This is a genomic window from Streptomyces amakusaensis (assembly GCF_039532665.1).
Lineage (GTDB): Bacteria > Actinomycetota > Actinomycetes > Streptomycetales > Streptomycetaceae > Streptomyces > Streptomyces amakusaensis.
Window position 1 is genome coordinate 186,947 of the sequence record NZ_BAAASB010000007.1, and the last position, 17,644, is coordinate 204,590.

14 protein-coding genes are annotated in these 17,644 nt (G+C 71.8%); 7 read left to right on the plus strand and 7 right to left on the minus strand.

Annotated features, from left to right (window positions below):
• The first annotated feature begins 301 nt into the window (after positions 1-301).
• The 6 genes from ABD371_RS14850 to ABD371_RS14875 all read left to right on the plus strand — a co-directional run bounded on the left by ABD371_RS14850 (position 302) and on the right by ABD371_RS14875 (position 7,193).
• Positions 302-550, plus strand: a complete 249-nt coding sequence (locus ABD371_RS14850) for a hypothetical protein (protein ID WP_344476861.1) — start codon at positions 302-304, stop codon at positions 548-550.
• A gap of 40 nt (positions 551-590) precedes the next feature.
• A complete protein-coding gene (locus ABD371_RS14855) occupies positions 591-1,412 on the plus strand; it encodes a hypothetical protein (protein WP_344476863.1) in 822 nt (273 codons plus the stop codon).
• Positions 1,412-3,361, plus strand: coding sequence for a fumarate reductase/succinate dehydrogenase flavoprotein subunit (locus ABD371_RS14860; protein ID WP_344476865.1), 1,950 nt, complete (start codon positions 1,412-1,414; stop codon positions 3,359-3,361). Before ABD371_RS14855 ends, ABD371_RS14860 begins: the two co-directional genes overlap by 1 nt.
• Positions 3,358-4,128: a succinate dehydrogenase/fumarate reductase iron-sulfur subunit gene (locus tag ABD371_RS14865; RefSeq protein ID WP_344476867.1), complete on the plus strand. Its 771-nt coding sequence runs from the start codon at positions 3,358-3,360 to the stop codon at positions 4,126-4,128. Before ABD371_RS14860 ends, ABD371_RS14865 begins: the two co-directional genes overlap by 4 nt.
• A gap of 126 nt (positions 4,129-4,254) precedes the next feature.
• Positions 4,255-6,411: a TPM domain-containing protein gene (locus ABD371_RS14870; protein ID WP_344476869.1), complete on the plus strand. Its 2,157-nt coding sequence runs from the start codon at positions 4,255-4,257 to the stop codon at positions 6,409-6,411.
• Positions 6,412-6,461: 50 nt separating this feature from the next.
• The gene (locus ABD371_RS14875) at positions 6,462-7,193 is read left to right on the plus strand and encodes a PspA/IM30 family protein (RefSeq protein WP_344476871.1); all 732 of its coding nucleotides are present in this window, start codon (positions 6,462-6,464) and stop codon (positions 7,191-7,193) included.
• Between the two features lie 8 nt (positions 7,194-7,201).
• On the opposite strand, the gene ABD371_RS14880 is transcribed toward ABD371_RS14875, so the two are convergent.
• From ABD371_RS14880 to ABD371_RS14900, 5 genes are all read right to left on the minus strand, one after another.
• Positions 7,202-9,997 (minus strand): SpoIIE family protein phosphatase, encoded by a 2,796-nt coding sequence (locus ABD371_RS14880; RefSeq protein WP_344476873.1) that lies wholly within the window; start codon positions 9,995-9,997, stop codon positions 7,202-7,204.
• 148 nt (positions 9,998-10,145) lie between these two features.
• Positions 10,146-10,565: an ATP-binding protein gene (locus ABD371_RS14885; protein ID WP_344476875.1), complete on the minus strand. Its 420-nt coding sequence runs from the start codon at positions 10,563-10,565 to the stop codon at positions 10,146-10,148.
• 187 nt (positions 10,566-10,752) lie between these two features.
• Entirely contained in the window at positions 10,753-11,166 is a 414-nt protein-coding gene (locus tag ABD371_RS14890) for a (deoxy)nucleoside triphosphate pyrophosphohydrolase (RefSeq protein WP_344476878.1), read from the minus strand.
• Between the two features lie 102 nt (positions 11,167-11,268).
• On the minus strand, positions 11,269-11,451 hold the full coding sequence (locus ABD371_RS14895) for an SPOR domain-containing protein (RefSeq protein ID WP_344476881.1): 183 nt from the start codon (positions 11,449-11,451) through the stop codon (positions 11,269-11,271).
• 163 nt (positions 11,452-11,614) lie between these two features.
• Positions 11,615-12,367 (minus strand): GntR family transcriptional regulator, encoded by a 753-nt coding sequence (locus tag ABD371_RS14900; protein WP_344476883.1) that lies wholly within the window; start codon positions 12,365-12,367, stop codon positions 11,615-11,617.
• 247 nt (positions 12,368-12,614) lie between these two features.
• Here ABD371_RS14900 and ABD371_RS14905 point away from each other — a divergent pair, with 247 nt between their 5' ends.
• Positions 12,615-14,039: a glycoside hydrolase family 18 protein gene (locus tag ABD371_RS14905; RefSeq protein ID WP_344476885.1), complete on the plus strand. Its 1,425-nt coding sequence runs from the start codon at positions 12,615-12,617 to the stop codon at positions 14,037-14,039.
• Between the two features lie 146 nt (positions 14,040-14,185).
• On the opposite strand, the gene ABD371_RS14910 is transcribed toward ABD371_RS14905, so the two are convergent.
• Positions 14,186-15,424 carry a DUF4190 domain-containing protein gene (locus tag ABD371_RS14910; protein ID WP_344476887.1) on the minus strand — a complete coding sequence of 413 codons (1,239 nt, stop codon included), beginning with the start codon at positions 15,422-15,424 and terminating at the stop codon, positions 14,186-14,188.
• Positions 15,425-15,600: 176 nt separating this feature from the next.
• Complete coding sequence (locus ABD371_RS14915; RefSeq protein ID WP_344476889.1) at positions 15,601-17,184, minus strand: S8 family peptidase; 1,584 nt, start codon at positions 17,182-17,184, stop codon at positions 15,601-15,603.
• Positions 17,185-17,644 lie beyond the last annotated feature (460 nt).

Here is a 17,644-nt window from a genome sequence, read left to right on the forward strand (position 1 = left end):
GATGATCACACTGGTCTCACTTCACTGAAGGGGACGGAGGCGCGCCGCCACCGCAGACACGGCGCGCCCGAACGCGAAACCACCCGTGCGGTGCAATGACCAGCGCCACATGTTCCGGTAGAAACGGTGAAAATGGGGTCACCACGACAGAACCCATCAGGGGAGCGTCGGGCGCAGGCGATGAGAGCGCATGAGAGGGGATGAGAATCCCGCGCATCCCCTTCCCAAGGGGGATGTGAGGCGCAACACTCGCAGGCGCATGAGCGACGCCACCCGCACCCTGCGGAAGTGAGGGCAAGTCATGTCCCAGCAGGCAGACCTGGACACACTGAGAAACCGCCTCGACGAGCTGGCACAGCGGGTCGGAGAGCTGGAACGGACCGTCGGCCGGCTGCCCGGCGGCGGCGAGCTGCCGGTCCGCGAAGCGGCCGGGAAGACCCGGCAGGAACGCCCGGAGCTGGTCACCATCCCCGACACGCCCTACAACACCGCACTGTGGACGGACTCGGACGACGAGGGTCTGGGCGTCCGCGACCGGCACGCTCCCTGATCCGCTGCTCTGCCTGAACGGCAGACTCGAGGAGAACTCGTTGGCCACTGGTACCGAACCACCTCCTACTCACTCGGGCGTGCACGGCGCGACGCGCGCCACCATCGGGGCCCGCCATCTGCGGACGGACCGATGGTGGCTCTCCCCGGCGCTGACCGCCGGCGGACTGCTCGCCTTCGTCCTCTACTCGACCTGGCGGGCGTTCGCCAACGCGGACTACTACGCCGCGCCCTATGTCTCGCCCTTCTACTCGCCCTGCCTCTCGGAGAACTGCGCACCGATGAGAGGTGGCCCGAACTGGGAGATCATCGGCGGCTGGTGGGGCCTCTCCCCCGCGCTGCTGATCCTGATCTTCCCGCTGGGCTTCCGGCTGACCTGCTACTACTACCGCAAGGCCTACTACCGGGGCTTCTGGGCCTCACCGCCGGCCTGCGCGGTCGCCGAGCCGCACAAGAAGTACACCGGGGAGACCCGCTTCCCGCTGATCCTCCAGAATCTCCACCGGTACTTCTTCTACGCGGCTCTGCTGGTCGCCGGAATCCTCACCTACGACACCGTGCTCACCTTCCGCGACGAGCACTACGCCTGGGGCCACATGGGCCTCGGCACCCTCGTCTTCCTGGTGAACATCGTATTGATCTGGGCGTACACCCTCTCCTGCCACTCCTGCCGGCACATCGTCGGCGGACGGCTGAAGCACTTCTCCCGGCACCCGGTGCGCTACCGGCTGTGGGGCTGGGTCGGCAAGCTGAACGCACGTCATATGCAGCTGGCCTGGGCATCGCTGATCAGCGTCGGACTCGCCGACTTCTATGTGTATCTCGTCGCCTCCGGCGCCTTCGACGATCCGAGGTTCTTCTGATGACGCGGCTCGAGCGACAGCAGTGGGACGTCGTCGTGGTCGGCGCGGGAGGGGCCGGGCTGCGGGCCGCGATCGAGGCCCGGGAGCGCGGCGCGCGCACCGCCGTGATCTGCAAGTCCCTCTTCGGCAAGGCCCACACCGTGATGGCGGAGGGCGGCATCGCCGCCTCCATGGGCAATGTGAACTCCGGGGACAACTGGCAGGTCCACTTCCGCGACACCATGCGCGGCGGCAAGTTCCTCAACCAGTGGCGGATGGCCGAACTCCACGCCCAGGAGGCCCCGGAACGGGTCTGGGAGCTGGAGACCTGGGGAGCGCTCTTCGACCGCACCTCCGACGGAAGGATCTCCCAGCGCAACTTCGGCGGCCATGAGTACCCCCGGCTCGCCCATGTCGGCGACCGGACCGGTCTGGAGCTGATCCGCACCCTCCAGCAGAAGATCGTCTCGCTCCAGCAGGAGGACGAGAAGGAGTTCGGCGACCACGAGGCACGGCTCAAGATCTTCCAGGAGTGCACCGTCACCAGGATCCTCAAGGACCACGGCCCCGGGGACGGGGACGGGGACGCGGGCCGGGTCTCGGGGGCGTTCTGCTACGAGCGGGAGTCCGGCCGCTTCTTCGTGCTGGAGGCCCCCGCGGTCGTCCTCGCCACCGGCGGGATCGGCAAGTCCTTCAAGGTGACCTCCAACTCCTGGGAGTACACCGGCGACGGACACGCGCTGGCGCTGCTCGCCGGAGCGCCGCTGCTCAACATGGAGTTCGTGCAGTTCCATCCGACCGGGATGGTCTGGCCGCCCTCGGTCAAGGGCATCCTCGTCACCGAGTCGGTGCGCGGCGACGGCGGGGTGCTGCGCAACTCCGAGGGCAAACGGTTCATGTTCGACTATGTGCCGGACGTGTTCAAGGAGAAGTACGCGCAGACCGAGGACGAGGGCGACCGCTGGTACGAGGACCCGGACCACAACCGCCGCCCGCCCGAGCTGCTCCCCCGCGACGAGGTCGCCCGCGCCATCAACTCCGAGGTGAAGGCGGGCCGGGGCTCCCCGCACGGCGGGGTCTTCCTCGATGTCTCCACCCGGATGCCGGCCGAGGTGATCCGGCGGCGGCTGCCGTCGATGTACCACCAGTTCAAGGAGCTGGCGGACGTCGACATCACCGCCGAGGCCATGGAGGTCGGCCCCACCTGCCACTACGTCATGGGCGGTATCGCGGTCGACTCCGACAGCGCGGCCGCCCTCGGGGTCCCCGGGCTGTTCGCGGCGGGCGAGGTCGCGGGCGGGATGCACGGATCGAACCGGCTCGGCGGCAACTCCCTCTCCGATCTGCTGGTCTTCGGCCGGCGCGCCGGGCTGCACGCGGCCGGCTTCGCGACGGCCTCAGCCGTCCGGCCGGAAGTGAGCGAGGCCGAGATCGAGACCGCCGCCGCCGAGGCGCTGCGCCCCTTCAGCGCCCCGGACACGGCGGACGGCGCCGCCCCGGAGAATCCGTACACCCTGCATCAGGAGCTCCAGCAGACCATGAACGACCTGGTCGGGATCATCCGCCGGGAGGGCGAGATGACCCAGGCCCTGAAACGCCTGGCCGAGCTGCGCGTACGGGCCGGGCGGGCCGGGGTGGAGGGGCACCGGCAGTTCAACCCCGGCTGGCACCTCGCCCTGGATCTGCGGAACATGCTGCTGGTCAGCGAGTGCGTGGCCCGGGCCGCCCGGGAGCGCACCGAGAGCCGGGGCGGGCACACCCGGGAGGACTGCCCCACGATGGAACGCGACTGGCGGCGGGTGAATCTGCTCTGCCGGCTGAACGGCCCCGACACCCCCGGGGACGAACCGGCGCGCGGCCGGATCGCGCTGGAGCGCCGCACCACCGAGCCCATCCGTCCGGACCTGCTCGCTCTCTTCGAGAAGGAGGAGCTGGTCAAGTACCTCGCCGAAGAGGAGCTCTACGAGTGAGTTCGTACCAAGCCGGCTTCAGGGTGTGGCGGGGCGACCAGGACGGCGGGGAGCTGGAGGACTTCACCGTCGAGGTCAACGAGGGCGAGGTGGTCCTGGACATCATCCACCGGCTCCAGGCCACCCAGGCCTCCGATCTCGCGGTCCGCTGGAACTGCAAGGCGGGCAAGTGCGGCTCGTGCAGCGCGGAGATCAACGGCAGGCCGCGGCTGATGTGCATGACCCGGATGTCCGTCTTCACGCGTGAGGAGACGATCACCGTGACCCCGCTGCGGGCCTTTCCCGTGGTGCGCGATCTGGTGACGGACGTGTCCTTCAACTACGCCAAGGCCAGGGAGGTGCCCTCCTTCGTCCCGCCGCCCGGGGTGGCGGCGGGCGACTACCGGATGCAGCAGGTCGATGTGGACCGCTCCCAGGAGTTCCGCAAGTGCATCGAGTGCTTCCTCTGCCAGGACACCTGCCATGTGGTGCGCGACCACGAGGAGAACAAACCGGCCTTCGCCGGTCCGCGCTTTCTGATGCGGGTGGCCGAGCTGGACATGCACCCCCTGGACGCGGCGGCCGAGTCGGGCCTCGACCGCAAGAAGACCGCGCAGGAGGAGCACGGACTCGGCTACTGCAACATCACCAAGTGCTGCACCGAGGTGTGCCCCGAAGGGATCAAGATCACGGACAATGCGCTGATTCCTCTCAAGGAACGGGCCGCGGACCGGAAGTACGACCCTCTGGTGTGGCTGGGGAACAAGATCAGACGGCGGGGTGAGTGAGCTCCGGCCTTCACGCACCACGTGAGACGCCACCACTGACAGTGACGGGCCGTCCGCCCCGGCGGGCGGCCCGTCCGCCGTGCGGCCGGGTCGCGCGGCCCGAGTGGCGGACATAGCCTCCCAGATGTGACACGAACAGCCGCCCGGACCCTGTCTGCCTCGCTGGTGGCGGCGTGCTGGCTGCTCGTGCCCGCCGCTCCCGCCCCGGCCGCCCCGGCCGCCGCCACGGGGAACACGACCCCGGGGAACGCCGTCCGGGCGCTGCCCGCCGACGAGCCGGTGGCCCTCTCCCGCGAAGGACAGATCACCGACCGGGTGAACGCGCTCGGCGACCGCGAACCCGAGGTCGCCGCGGCCCTCGACCGCCTCTACGGCGAGCAGCGGATCCAGCTCTTCACCGTCTACGTCCGGGACTTCTCCGGCCGCTCCGCCCAGGAGTGGGCCGACGCCACCGCCCGGAAGAACGGCCTCGGCCAGAACGACGTACTCCTCGCGATCGCCACCCACGACCGCCAGTACGCCTACCGGGTGGACGCCTCGTCCCGCCTCACCGACGCCCAGCTCGCCGAGGTCGCGAGCACCGCCGTCGAACCCGCGCTCCGGCGGAGCGACTGGGCCGGCGCGGCCATTGGCGCGGCCGACGGCTACGCGGCGGTGCTGAGCGGCCGGCCCGTGCCGACGCCCGCCGTCACCCCCGGTCCGCGCGACCCCGGCGGGCCGGGCTCCGGGGCGGGCGCGGGCGATCTGGTGCTCCCCGTCGCCCTGCTCGGCGGGGCCGCCGCGATCGGGGCGTACGCGTACACCCGGCGCCGCAGGCGCGCCACGGCCCGGACCACCCCGCGCGGCGACGGCGGCTGGAGCGGCGGGCCGCCCCCGCCGAAGCCGCTCGCCGAGCTGGACGCGGACGCCCGGCAGGCGCTGGTCGACACGGACGACGCCCTGCGCACCAGCCAGGAGGAGCTGGGCTTCGCCGCCGCCCAGTTCGGCGACGACGCGGCGAGACCGTTCCAGGAGGCGACCGGATACGCCAAGACCCAGCTGATGGCCGCCTTCCGGCTGCGGCAGCAGCTCGACGACGCCCACCCGGAGGACGACGGGACCCGCCGGCGGATGCTCGACGAGATCCTGTCCCGCTGCGCGGACGCCAACCGCCGCCTCGACTCGGAGTCGGCCGCCTTCGACCGGCTGCGCGACCTGGAGCGGAACGCCCCCGCCGCGCTCGCCGAGGCCGCCGCGGCCTTCACCCGGCTCGACGGACGGCTGATCACCGCCGAGGCGACCCTCTCGGTGATGCGCGAGCGGTACGCCCCCTCCGCCGCCGCGCCCGTCGCCGACAGCGCCGTACAGGCGAAGGAGCGCCTGGACTTCGCGCGCGAGGGCCTGGACCGGGCCCGGGAGGCGGTCGCGGCCGGCGACAACGGGGCGGCGGCCGTGCGGGTGCGCGCGGCGGAGGGGGCGCTCGCCCAGGCCGGGCAGCTGATGGACGCGGTGGAGCGGCGCGCCGGGGAACTCGCCGAGGCGGTGGGCCGACTGCCGGGCGCGCTCACCGAGACCGACAGCGATCTCGCCGAGGCGCGCGGGCTGCTGAAGGGCGTTCCGACCGGCACTCCGACCGCGGCCCTCCAGGGCCGGATCGCCCGCGCCGAGACGGTCGCGGCCGAGGTGCGTACGGAGCTGGCGGCCGGTCCCTACGACCCGATCGACGCGCTGCGCCGGGTCGAGGAGGCGGACGCGGGGCTGGACGAGGCGCTGGCCGGGGCGCGGGAGAACGAGCGCGGGACCCGGCGGGCCAGGGCGCTGCTGGAGCAGGCGACGCTCACCGCCGGTTCGGCGATCGGCGCGGCGGCCGACTACATCACCACCCACCGCGGGGCCGTCGGCAGCGAGGCCAGGACCCGGCTCGCGGAGGCCCAGCGGCGGCTGCGCCGCTCCGGCGAGCTGGCCGGGGCCGCGGCGGACCAGAGCGACGTCCAGGGCGCGCTGGCCGAGGCGCAGCAGGCGGACGCGCTGGCGCGGCAGGCGCAGAGCCTCGCCGAGAACGATGTACGGGGGTACGGGGGCGGCGGCGGCTTCGGTCCGGGCGGCGGCTTCGGCGGGGGCCGGGCGGGCGGCCCCGGCGGCGGGCTCGGCGGCGCGGTGCTCGGCGGGATCATCCTCGGCGGACTCTTCGGCGGCGGGGGCGGTGGAGGCGGCGGCGGTAGGGGCGGGGGCTTCGGCGGCGGCGGTCCCGGCAGCTTCGGCGGCGGGGGGACGCGCGGCCGGATGGGAGGCGGCCGGTTCTGAGACGACCTGGGCCCCTTTTCGTACCCCACGCACGCACAAGGAGAAGCGCGATGACCAAGCAGACCGTACTCGGCCGGGTCACCCAGCTGGCGAAGGCGAATATCAACGCCCTGCTCGACCAGGCCGAGGATCCGGAGAAGATGCTCGATCAGCTCATCAGGGACTACACCGACAACATCGCCGACGCGGAACAGGCGGTGGCGGGCACCATCGGCAATCTGCGGCTGCTGGAGCAGGACCATCAGGAGGATGTGGAGGCGGCGCGGGAGTGGGGCGGCAAGGCGCTGGCGGCCAGCCGCAAGGGGGACGGGCTGAGGGCGGCCGGGCAGATCGCGGAGGCGGACAAATTCGATAATCTCGCGAAGGTCGCGCTCCAGCGGCAGCTGGCGTCGGAGGGGGAGGCGAGGACGGCGGAGCCGGTGATCGCCTCCCAGACGGAAGTCGTGGAGAAGCTCAAGTCCGGGCTCGACCGGATGAAGTCCAAGCTGGCCCAGTTGCGGTCCAAGCGGGACGAGCTGGTGGCCCGCTCGCGGACGGCGCACGCGCAGAACCGGATGATGGACGCGGTGAAGAGCGTCGATGTGCTCGACCCGACGAGCGAGCTGCACCGGTTCGAGGACAAGGTGCGCCGGGAGGAGGCGAGGGCGCTGGGCAAGCAGGAGCTGGCCGCCTCCTCGCTGGACGCGCAGTTCGAGCAGCTGGACAGCCTCGGCGACACGGCGGAGGTGGAGGCGCGGCTGGCGGCCCTGAAGGCCGGCTCCGGGTCCGGCTCCGGGGGCTGAGGCCGCCGTCAGTACATGCTCAGCAGCTGTTCCACCGTGGGTTCGGACGGGGAGCCGTCGCCGGGCAGGGCCAGTTCGAACCAGACCGTCTTGCCGCGCGGGGTGCGGCGCGAGCCCCAGGCCGCGCTCATCAGATCGACCAGCTGGAGCCCCCGGCCGCCCTCGTCGGTGTCACGGGCCCTTCGGCGGCGGGGCTGGACCAGACCGGCGTCCCACACCTCGCAGACGAGGGTGCGGTCGAGCAGCAGCCGCAGCCTGATCTCGCCCTCGCCGTACCGCAGCGCGTTGGTGACCAGCTCGCTGACGAGCAGTTCGACCGTGTCGACCAGGGCGGACAGCTCCCAGGAGGCCAGCAGCGCGCGGGCCAGCTCGCGGGCCCTGCCCACCGAGCGCGGCTCGCGCGGCAGCTGCCAGTCCCCGACGGCCTCCGCGGGCAGGCCCTGGACCCTGGCCATCAGCAGGGCGATGTCGTCCTCGCCGTGCCGGGTGTCGAGGGTGCTCAGCACGTGGTCGCAGATGCCCTCCAGCGACCTGGGGAGTCCGGCGGGGGCCGGCTCCGCCGGGGGCTGCTCGCGGCGCGGGCCCGCGGGCCGGGCGGGCGCGGGCCTCGCCGCCGCGGGGCCGGGGTTCTCGGGCCGCCGAGGGAGTCCGGGGAGCCCGGGGAGTCCCGGCCTCGGGACGAGGGGTCCGGGGCGGCCGGGCCGGGGGCCCGGGGGTTGCGCGGCATTCGGCCCCGCCGGTTCCGGGCGGGCCTCCGGCCTGGCGCGGGTGGCGGTGAGGGCGGTGCGGAAGGCGCTGAGGCCCTCGTCCAGCGGGTGGTGCCGGGACTCGACGAGACCGTCGGTGTAGAGGGCGAGCAGCGCGCCCTCGGGAAGCTCCACCTCGACCTCCTCGAAGGGTTCGCCGCCCACTCCGAGCGGCATCCCCGGCGGCACGTCGAGCAGCAGCGCCTCCTGGCCCGGCTCCACCACCACGGGCGGCAGATGCCCGGCGTTGGCGAAGGTGCAGCGGCGGGTGACCGGGTCGTAGACCGCGTAGACGCAGGTGGCGAGATACACCTCGGAGAGGTCGGCCTCGCGGGACTTGTGGGCCACCCGGGAGGCCTGCTGGGTGCCGCTGGGGCTGCCCAGGCCGCGGGCGATCTCGTCGAGCGCGGAGAGCACCTCGGCGGGCTCCAGGTCGAGCAGCGCCAGGGTCCGCACGGCGGTGCGCAGTTCGCCCATGGCGACCGCGGCGCGCAGCCCCCGGCCCATCACATCGCCCACCACGAGGGCGGTCCGGTGGCCGGGCAGTTCGATGACGTCGAACCAGTCCCCGCCGACCTCGGTCGCGGCGTTCGCGGGGAGATAGCGGGCGGCGATGGTGAGCCCCGCCGCCTCCGGGTCGCCGGGCGGGAGCAGGCTGCGCTGGAGGATCAGCGCGCGCTCGTGCTCCCTGCGGTAGAGCCGGGCGTTGTCGATGCAGACGGCGGCGCGGGCGGCCAGCTCGACGGCGAGCGCGCGGTCGCGCTCGCCGAAGGGCTCGCTGCCCTTCGTACGGGAGAACTGGACCAGCCCGACGACGCTGTCGTGGGCCACCATCGGCACGGCGAGCGTGGAGTGCACGAGGCTGCCCTCCTCGCCCGGGATGGACCGCACCCTGGCGGTGCGCAGGGCTTCGGCGCAGGGCGAGTGGAAGCTGTAGCGGTGGACCTCGCCGACCGCGGTGGGGTGGCCGTCCCGGGAGCCGCAGCCCGGGGTGGTGACCAGCGGGGAGTCGGAGACGGCGCTGGCGAAGGCGACCCTGCGCAGGGCGGCGCTGCCGCCGTGGGCCTCGGAGCCGGGTGAGCCCCACCGGCCGGGCGGCGCCTCGTCGCCGGTCACCAGGGACTGGTAGAGATCGACGGAGGCGAGGTCGCAGAAGCCGGGGACGGCCACGTCGAGCAGTTCCCGGGCGGTGGTCTCCAGATCGAGGGAGTTGCCGATGCGGGCGCTCGCCTCGTTGAGGAGGGCGAGATTGCGCCGGGCGCTGGCCGCCTCGCGGGCGGCGACATTGCGGCGGGTCACATCGGTGCCGACGCCCGCCACTCCGATGGGCCGGCCGGATCCGCTGTGCACCCGGTAGAGGTTGACCGACCAGTGCCTGCGCTCCGCGCTGTTCGGCGCGGTGCCGACGAGCTGGAGCTCGACGGCGGGCTCCCCGGTCTCCAGCACCCGGCGCAGCGAGGCGTTCATCCGGTCGGCCTCGGGCCGGGAGAGATAGTCGTGGACGGTGCGTCCCCGGTGGTCGTCGACCCCGCCGCCGAAGACAGTGGCGAACCGCTGATTGGCGCGCTGGACCCGGAGATCGGTGCCGAAGAGAAGGAACCCGAAAGGAGACTGGCCGAAAATGGCCTGTGAAGCGGCGAGGTCGGTCTCGATCTGCCGCAGCGCGTGGACGTCGACGACGATACAGAGCGCGGCGCGTTCGCCGGCCTCCGTCTCGCTGGGCATCACATAGACCTCGGCGACCCCGTGGTCGCGGTCCTCCCGGCGGCCGGGAATCCGGAAGGGGACCAGCCCCGTCCACTCCTTGCCGTCGAGGATCTCCGCGACATGGCGGCGGCCACGCGGGCGCAGCTCCGCCGCGAGGAAGACCTCGACCGGGTCCTTGCCCCTGACCTCGGCGGCAGTCACGCCGAAGAGATCGGCGGCGCGCCGGCTCCACTGGTCGACCCGGCCGTCGGGGCCTATCGAGAAGGCGGCAGCCCTGATGTAGTCATAGATCGAGCCAGGCGGGCTGCTCTGCCACACGACGCCGCCCGTCGTCCCGGATATCTCGCTCACGCGACCGTCCCCTCCAGCTCACCGCACCGGACCGGCCATGACCGCAGTATTCAGCACTACGGCTCCGAGGCACACGGCGTTCACGATCACAGCACGGTCTCGTTCATTTTGCGCCGCCCACAGCGGTGATCGTTATCTCTTCAGACTCTTAACCAGGAAGTGGCAGCTCGAACCACACCGTCTTGCCCGTCCTGCCGCGCCGGGTACCCCAGCGGCGCGCGGATCCGGCTACCAGCTGGAGCCCGCGCCCCCCTTCGTCATCCGGTGCCGCGATCCGCTCGGTCGGCGGATCCGGAAGCGGATCGGAGACCTCGACCAGCAGAAAGGGAGCGTTCTCGCCCGGTGGTTCACAGAGCGTCAGACCCACTCCGATGGGGCCGGAGGCATAGCGCAGCGAGTTGGTCACCAACTCGCTGACCAGCAGGACCGTCACATCGCCGAGTACCGGATCGAGCCCCCAGGCCCGCAGGGCGTCCCGTACGGAGTGCCGGGCGGTGCGCACCGCGCCGGGCTCGGCGGGGAAGGTCCATTCGGCGCGCGCGCCATCGGTGTCGATCACGCCGCTCACTTCCAGAACCAGCAGCAGACACAGACCCCTTTTCAGGGGCTCAATCAGGACATACCCGATAATCGGTCCGGGGTACCGTGCGCGGCCCGGTAAGAGGTGCGTGGTTGACGCGAACGGCGTACGGACCGCGTCTCCGCGCCCCCGCGCTCCCCGGCGGACGGCCCCGTCGCGCCGGTCCGTACGGGCGTCATGTCTTCCTCGTGGCTTCGCGCAGCCGGCGGGCGGCCTCGGCCACGGCGGGGCGGTCCTGATCCAGCCAGTCGACGGAATCGATCTCGTCGGGGCCGAGCCAGCGCAGCTCGTCGTGGTCCTCCAGCGGCCGGGGCTCGCCGGAGACCAGCCGGGCGGTCCACGCCTGAAGCACGGAGCCGGGGCGGTTCAGCGGCCACTCGCCGGGGATCCGCTCCAGCGGCTCCGCCTCGACGCCCAGCTCCTCGCGCAACTCGCGGACGAGGGCCTCCGGCGCGCTCTCGCCCGGCTCCAGCTTGCCGCCGGGCAGCTCCCAGCGGCCGGCGACTTCCTCGGGGGCGCTGCGGCGCGCGGCCAGCAGCCGCCCTCGGTCGTACAGGGCTCCGGCGACCACCACCACGCGATCCGTCATGCGCCGGAGCGTACTGTGCCGCGCCGTCCGGTGCGCCCCCGGGGTTTGCGGACCGGCCCGGGGCCGACCGGGAGCCACCCCCGGGCGCGGCCGGGCCGCGGCCTAGAGAGGGGTCGACCGAGCGGCCCGCTCCACCCAGTAGAGCTGCTTGTGGCCCTTGCTCTCAAGGGTGTCGGCCAGCTGCCGCGCCTCCTCCTCGGTGGCGTACCGGCCGACCCGATAGCAGTTGTCGTTGTCGTCCTGACGTATGACGAGCCAGGGCAGCACAGGGCTTCCGTCGTTCATCGCACCCCTCCCTCAGTGGGTCCGCATGTCATCGGCAATGGCCCGGAAACCGCACTACGCATATGCCGGAGCCTACGCCTGACCTTCACTCAGCGGATACGGGTTTACACAAAGAGAGAGAAATGAGGGGGCGCACTCGGCTGAACGCGCCCCCTTGAAGGGGTCAGCGCACCGGAAGGCGGTAGCCGATCCGGAAGCGGTCCGCGGGGACGACGATGTCCGCCGTCTCCACCGCGCGCCCCGAGGCGTAGTACGTACGCTCCACGACCATCACCACATGGCCCGGCACCCCCCCGAGCGCCAGCAGCTCCTCGGCCAGCCCCGGCCGGGCCCCGACCTCCTCCGACACGTTGTCCACGACGACGTCGATCGCGGCCATCCGCTCCACCACCCCGCAGCCGCCGAGCGGCCCCTCCTCGGGCAGCATCACCGGCGTGCGCCCGGTGACGGCGAGCGGCTCCCAGGAGGTGGAGAGCATCATCGGCTCCCCCCCGTCGCGGAACACATAGCGCGTACGCATCACCCGCGCGCCGGTCTCGACGCCGAGCCGGTCCGCGATCTCCGGCGGGGCCTGCTCCTGCTCGCTGCTGGACTCCCAGGTGCCGCGCGCGCCGCCGACCGACTGCTCCTGGCGGAAGGGGTTGGCCCCGGCGGCCGGGCGGTAGCCGGAACGGGAGATGCGGCGGGGCTCGGGGCGCTCCCGCACATAGGTGCCCGAGCCGGAGCGGCCCTCGACCAGGCCCTCCGCCATCAGCACCTTGCGCGCCTCCAGGGCGACCGTGTCGGAGACCCCGTACTCCTCGCGGATACGGGCCTGGGAGGGGAGCCGGGTGTGCGGCGGCAGCGAGCCGTTGACGATCTGATGACGGAGATCGCTCGCAATGCGCAGATACGCGGGCTGCTCACCGAATGCCACTGAATCACTCCCATCACCTTGACAGACGGCAACAGACTGACAACGGTGGGTTGTTGGCCGCAACCATGGGCCAAAGTTTCACCCGAAGTGATGAGTTGGGACTCCAGCGGCGGTTACCCCGGGTACTGCGCGCAAGACCATTGACCTCAATGGTCCAGACCAATACGGTCCTGAGCTGCACGACGCCCCGTTCACGGAAATGTTCCGGCATCCCCGCATGCCGCGAGCACGCACAGGAATGAGTCCCATGCGTCGAAAAACCCTCGTACGTACGGCCGTCGGAGTCAGCTCCCTCGCGCTCCTCGCGACGATCGCCCCCGCCGCCACGGCCGACGTGTCCGCCGAACCCGGTCCGCGCGCGACGCGGCCCGCCGCGCCCGCCCCGGGCGCGACGCAGGCCGCCGTCCCCGACCGGGACGGTGACGATGACGACGGCAAGCGCTCGTACAAGCGTGTCGGCTACTTCAGCCAGTGGGGCATCTACGGCCGGGACTACCACGTCAAGAACCTGGACACCAGCGGCCAGGCGGCGAAGCTGACCCACATCAACTACGCCTTCGGCAATGTCAGCGCCGAGGGCAAGTGCTTCATCACCGGCCCCCTCGGCGAGGCGGACTCCTGGGCCGACTACGTGCGCCCGGTGGACGCGGCCGGATCGGTGGACGGCGTCGGCGACACCGCCGACCAGAAGCTCGCGGGCAACTTCAACCAGCTGCGCGAGCTGAAGGCGAAGAACCCGAACCTCAAGGTTCTGATCTCGCTGGGCGGCTGGAGCTGGTCCACCCACTTCTCCGACGCGGTGCTCACCGAGGCCAAGCGCAAGGCGCTGGTCTCCTCCTGCATCGACATCTACATCAAGGGCAATCTGCCCGTGGACGGCGCGCGCGGCGGCCAGGGCGCGGCGGCCGGGCTCTTCGACGGCATCGACGTCGACTGGGAGTGGCCCGGCTCCTCGGGCGAGGCGGACACCCCGTACCGCCCGGAGGACAAGAAGAACTTCACCGCCCTCATCCGGGAGTTCCGCGTCCAGCTCGACGCATACGCCAAGAGCGAGGCGCGCCGGACGGGGGTGAAGAAGGCCAAGCACTACGACCTCTCCGCGTTCGTGCCCACCGCCCCCGCGAAGATCGACGCGGGCTTCGAGGTCCGCAAGATCATGAAGGACTTCGACTGGGTCAACCTCCAGGGCTACGACTTCCATGTCTCGGGCGAGAAGACCACCGCGCAGCAGTCCGCGCTCTACGCCAAGAACGACTTCAGCGTCCACCAGACCGTGGGCGACTGGCTGAAGCGCGGCGCGCCGGCCCACAAGCTCGTGGTCGGCATGCCCTTCTACGGCCAGGGCTGGACGGGTGTGACCGGCGGCGGCGACGGCATGGGGCAGCCCGCCGAGCGGCCCGCGCCGGCGATCCACCAGCCGGGCTTCGAGGACTACAAGGTCCTCAAGGGGCTCGCCGACTCGGGCAAGTACAAGGTCCACCGGAAGTACGGCCAGGCCTGGCTGTTCGACGGCAACACCCTGTGGACGTACGACGACCCCAAGGTGCTCAACGCCAAGACCTCGTACATCCGTGACCTGGGTCTCGGCGGCGCGATGTTCTGGTCCCTGGACGGGGACACCGCCGACGGCCAGCTGGTCAAGGCCGTCGACCGCGGGCTGAAGCGCCGCTAGCGGCACGCGGCACGCGGCGCCGCCGCGACCGCGACCGCGACCGCGCGTCCCGGGCCCTTCCGGCCCGGGAGGCGCGCCCTGAGCGAGGCCGGTGTTCCGTGGGCTGTCGGTGGCCCCGGGACGCCGGCCTCTTCCGTCCTATTCCCTCAGGCCTGCGGAGCGCCTTCCTCCGGTGCCTCCGAGGACTCGGACCCCTCCGGCTCCTCCGGCGGGGGCACATGGGCCAGCCCCAGCGCTCGCCGTGCCGCGATCCCCTTGGGCCCGTCCCCCGGCATTTCCAGGGCCGCACTGGCGTGGATCCAGTAGTCGTCCACACCGCCCCGGACCGCCTTGTCCCACTCCGTCCGGGCCTTCTCCAGCTGCGCCGCCCGCGCGGTCACCGCACCGGCCGCCTTCCCCGGCCAGTCGTGCTCCCGCAGGGCGCGCGCCTGGTCCCCGAAGACCTCGGACGCCTCCCGCGCATAGCTCCGGTGCGCCTCGGGATCGTCCTCGTACTCCGCCTCGGGCATCTTGCCCGAGGCCTCCTCGACCGCCCGCTCGGCCTTCAGATAGAGCAGCTGGTGCGCGTCGAGGGTGGTGGCGTCCCGCCGTGCGGAGCCGGCCGTCCGGCCGCTGTCGGAGCTGACGAGACCGCAGGTGACACCCCGGTCGCCGAGCCGCCAGCTCTGCTTGGTGGGCATGAGGTAGTAGCCGTCCAGCTTGCCCTCGACCGCCCAGGGGTCCAGGGCGTACGCACTGTTGATCCCGTCGCAGCGCTCCGAGGCCAGCGTCTCGATCGGTCCCTCGCCGGGGAACTTCTCGTACCCCGTGACCTTGAAGGTGCCCGTGATCTCCAGCTCGTGCCTCTCGGCGCAGTCCACCACCTCCGCCGTCTCGGCCTCCCCGCTGGCCGCCGCGACGCCGCCCGGCAGATTGACGCACTCCCCCTTGCGCAGATCCAGCGTGCTCCGGGTGCGGGAAACGTCCTCCATCCCCTCCTGGAGCCCGTCCCAGGCCTCCCCCGCCACACCGCTGACCAGCAGGACTCCCACCAGCGCCGTGCTCACGGCCGACAGCGACGCTCCCGCGATCGCCATCCCCCGCCCGCGCTGCCCGTGCTTCTTGATCCGCGCCAGCGCCACCAGCCCCAGGACGAGCCCGAGCGGCGGCAGACAGCAGACCAGCCCGGCGACCAGGGAGCCGACCGAGAGCCCGCTGAGGGGAGGGACCGCCGGGGGCGCGGGATACCCGGGAGGCTGCTGGTGCGGTGGGTACGCCTGGTACGCGGGGTGCTGGGCCGGGCGGGGTGCGAGGTGCGGCGCGAAGGGCGGTGCCGGACTGGGTGCGGGACTCGGTACGGGGTCCGGCTGGGGCGGCGGGTTCTCGCCCGGCTGCGCTGGGTCCACGGGTGGAGTGCTCCTCGTCGGAGTGGGGGCTTCGGGGACAGTCCGCGATCGTATAAACCGACCGACACTCCCGATACGCCGGGTTCCGTAAAAAGCGCGCGCACGGAGGAGGGGCGGTCGCCTTGGGCGACCGCCCCCGTCTCTCAGGGCCGTACGAGTGTCAGAGCTTCAGGGCCTCAGAACTGGAGCGCCCAGGAGTCGATCTTCCCGGTGTCCTGCGCGGCGTTGTCGTTGACCCGCAGCTTCCAGACACCGTTGGCGACCTCGGAGGAGGCGTTCACCGAGTAGGTGGTGATCACGTTGTCGGCGCTGCCGCCGGTCCCGTGCGCCTTCAGGTTGTAGACGGTGCCGTCGGGCGCGACCAGGTCGATCCGGAGGTCGCCGATGTAGGTGTGCTTGATGTCGACCGGCACGCTCAGGGCGGCGGGAGCGTTCCCGGAAACCCCGCTGACCGTGATCGGGGACTCCGTGGTGGTGTTGTCGCTGATCGCGTAGTCGTTGATGTTCTCGAAGCGGTCACCGGGGGGCTGGGTGTCGCCCGCCCCGACCTTGAGCAGACGGTTCGGCGAACCGTTGCCCGGAGAGGTCACGACACCGCTGGTGGCGGCCGTGGTCAGCGCGGTGGCGACCTGCGCCGGGCTCGCGGTCGGGTTCGCCGCGAGATGCAGCGCCGCCGCGCCCGCGACGTGCGGCGCGGCCATCGAGGTGCCGGAGATGGTGCTGGTCGCCGAGTCGTTGGTGTTCCAGGCCGAGGTGATCCCCGTGCCCGGGGCGAATATGTCCAGCACACTGCCGTAGTTGGAGAAGCTGGAGCGCGCGTCGGTATTGGTCGTCGAGCCGACCGTGAGCGCCTCGCTCACCCGGGCGGGCGAGTAGTTGTTCGCGTCGGCGTTGGAATTGCCCGCCGCGATCGCGTACGTGATGCCCGAGGCGATCGAGTTCCGCACCGCCGCGTCGAGCGTCGCGTCCGCCCCGCCGCCGAGGCTCAGATTCGCCACCGCCGGCTTGACCGCGTTCTGGGTCACCCAGTCAATGCCCGCCACGACCTGCGCGGTCGTCCCCGAGCCCTGGTTGTTCAGCACTCTGACCCCGACGACCTTCGCCTTCTTCGCGACCCCGTACGCCGTGCCCGCCACGGTGCCGGCCACATGCGTGCCGTGGCCGTGGCCGTCCTGCGCGGTGTTGTCGTTGTCGATCGCGTCATAGCCGTAGCTGGCCCGGCCGCCGAAGTCACCGTGCGAGATCCGCACACCGGTGTCGATGACGTACGCCGTCACCCCCTCACCCGCCGTGTCCGGATACGTATAGCTCTGATTCAGCGGCAACGCCGACTGATCGATCCGGTCCAGCCCCCACGACGGCGGGTTCGTCTGCGTCGCCGTCGTCCTGAACACCCTGTTCTGCGCCACCGACGCCACCGCCGGGTCCGCCGCGAACTCCTTCGCCCGCGCCTCCGACAGGCTCACCGCATAACCGTTCAGCACCGCCTCGTACGTCCGGTCGATCTTCGCCCCGTACCCGGCCGCCAGCGCCTTCCCCGCCTTCGAGCCGGCATCCACCGCCGACTCCTTCAGCGTCACGATGTAACTGTCCTTCACCGCTCCCGGAGCGCCCGCATTCTGAATCACTCCCTCCGCCGCCCGGCCGGCCGCTGTGGCGGCGGTGGCCGGTAACGCGGAGACCGCACCGAGCGCGAGGGCGGCGACGGCCGCCGCGCTGACCGTGGTGAGTACTCGACGCGAGTTGCGCATCACTGACATGTGGGGGGTCCTCCTCGTTGGATGACACATCACCGAGCAAATCGTCAGGTACATGACATGAAATGGCCCCTGGATCTGCCATGTCCATGTCTTGCCTGCCAGCGAAAGATTGGCCGATCCATAGGAATGACACAAGAGCGCCTGTGATGCTGTAACACGTGCGCCACACAGGTCATGCGCCTGTCACGCCCCGCAAGCTCGCTGTCTCCCCCGTCCACACCGGGGACACAGAAGCCCCCTGGCAGGGGCGCGGGCCCCGGTGGATGCCCCGGGGCCGCGTCCCACCAGTCGGCGCAGGGTCGGTGGCTGTAGCGAGTACGGACTGGGTCGCGTCCTCGGCATCCTCCCTGCCCAATGGAGCCGGGTCGGCCGCCGCCTCAAGCCGGTTGACCAACGCGCCCAACTCCACCGCGTCTTCCGCCAGCCGCCGAACCCGCGCCATGAAACTCCCGGCCATGCC

What these genes read in the sequence shown, in the direction of transcription:
- ABD371_RS14850 (WP_344476861.1), top strand. Translation starts at nt 302, where the DNA reads ATGTCCCAGCAGGCAGACCTGGACACACTGAGAAACCGCCTCGACGAG.
- ABD371_RS14860 (WP_344476865.1), top strand. Translation starts at nt 1,412, where the DNA reads ATGACGCGGCTCGAGCGACAGCAGTGGGACGTCGTCGTGGTCGGCGCG.
- ABD371_RS14875 (WP_344476871.1), top strand. Translation starts at nt 6,462, where the DNA reads ATGACCAAGCAGACCGTACTCGGCCGGGTCACCCAGCTGGCGAAGGCG.
- ABD371_RS14890 (WP_344476878.1), bottom strand. Translation starts at nt 11,166, where the DNA reads ATGACGGATCGCGTGGTGGTGGTCGCCGGAGCCCTGTACGACCGAGGG.
- ABD371_RS14895 (WP_344476881.1), bottom strand. Translation starts at nt 11,451, where the DNA reads ATGAACGACGGAAGCCCTGTGCTGCCCTGGCTCGTCATACGTCAGGAC.
- ABD371_RS14905 (WP_344476885.1), top strand. Translation starts at nt 12,615, where the DNA reads ATGCGTCGAAAAACCCTCGTACGTACGGCCGTCGGAGTCAGCTCCCTC.
- ABD371_RS14915 (WP_344476889.1), bottom strand. Translation starts at nt 17,184, where the DNA reads ATGTCAGTGATGCGCAACTCGCGTCGAGTACTCACCACGGTCAGCGCG.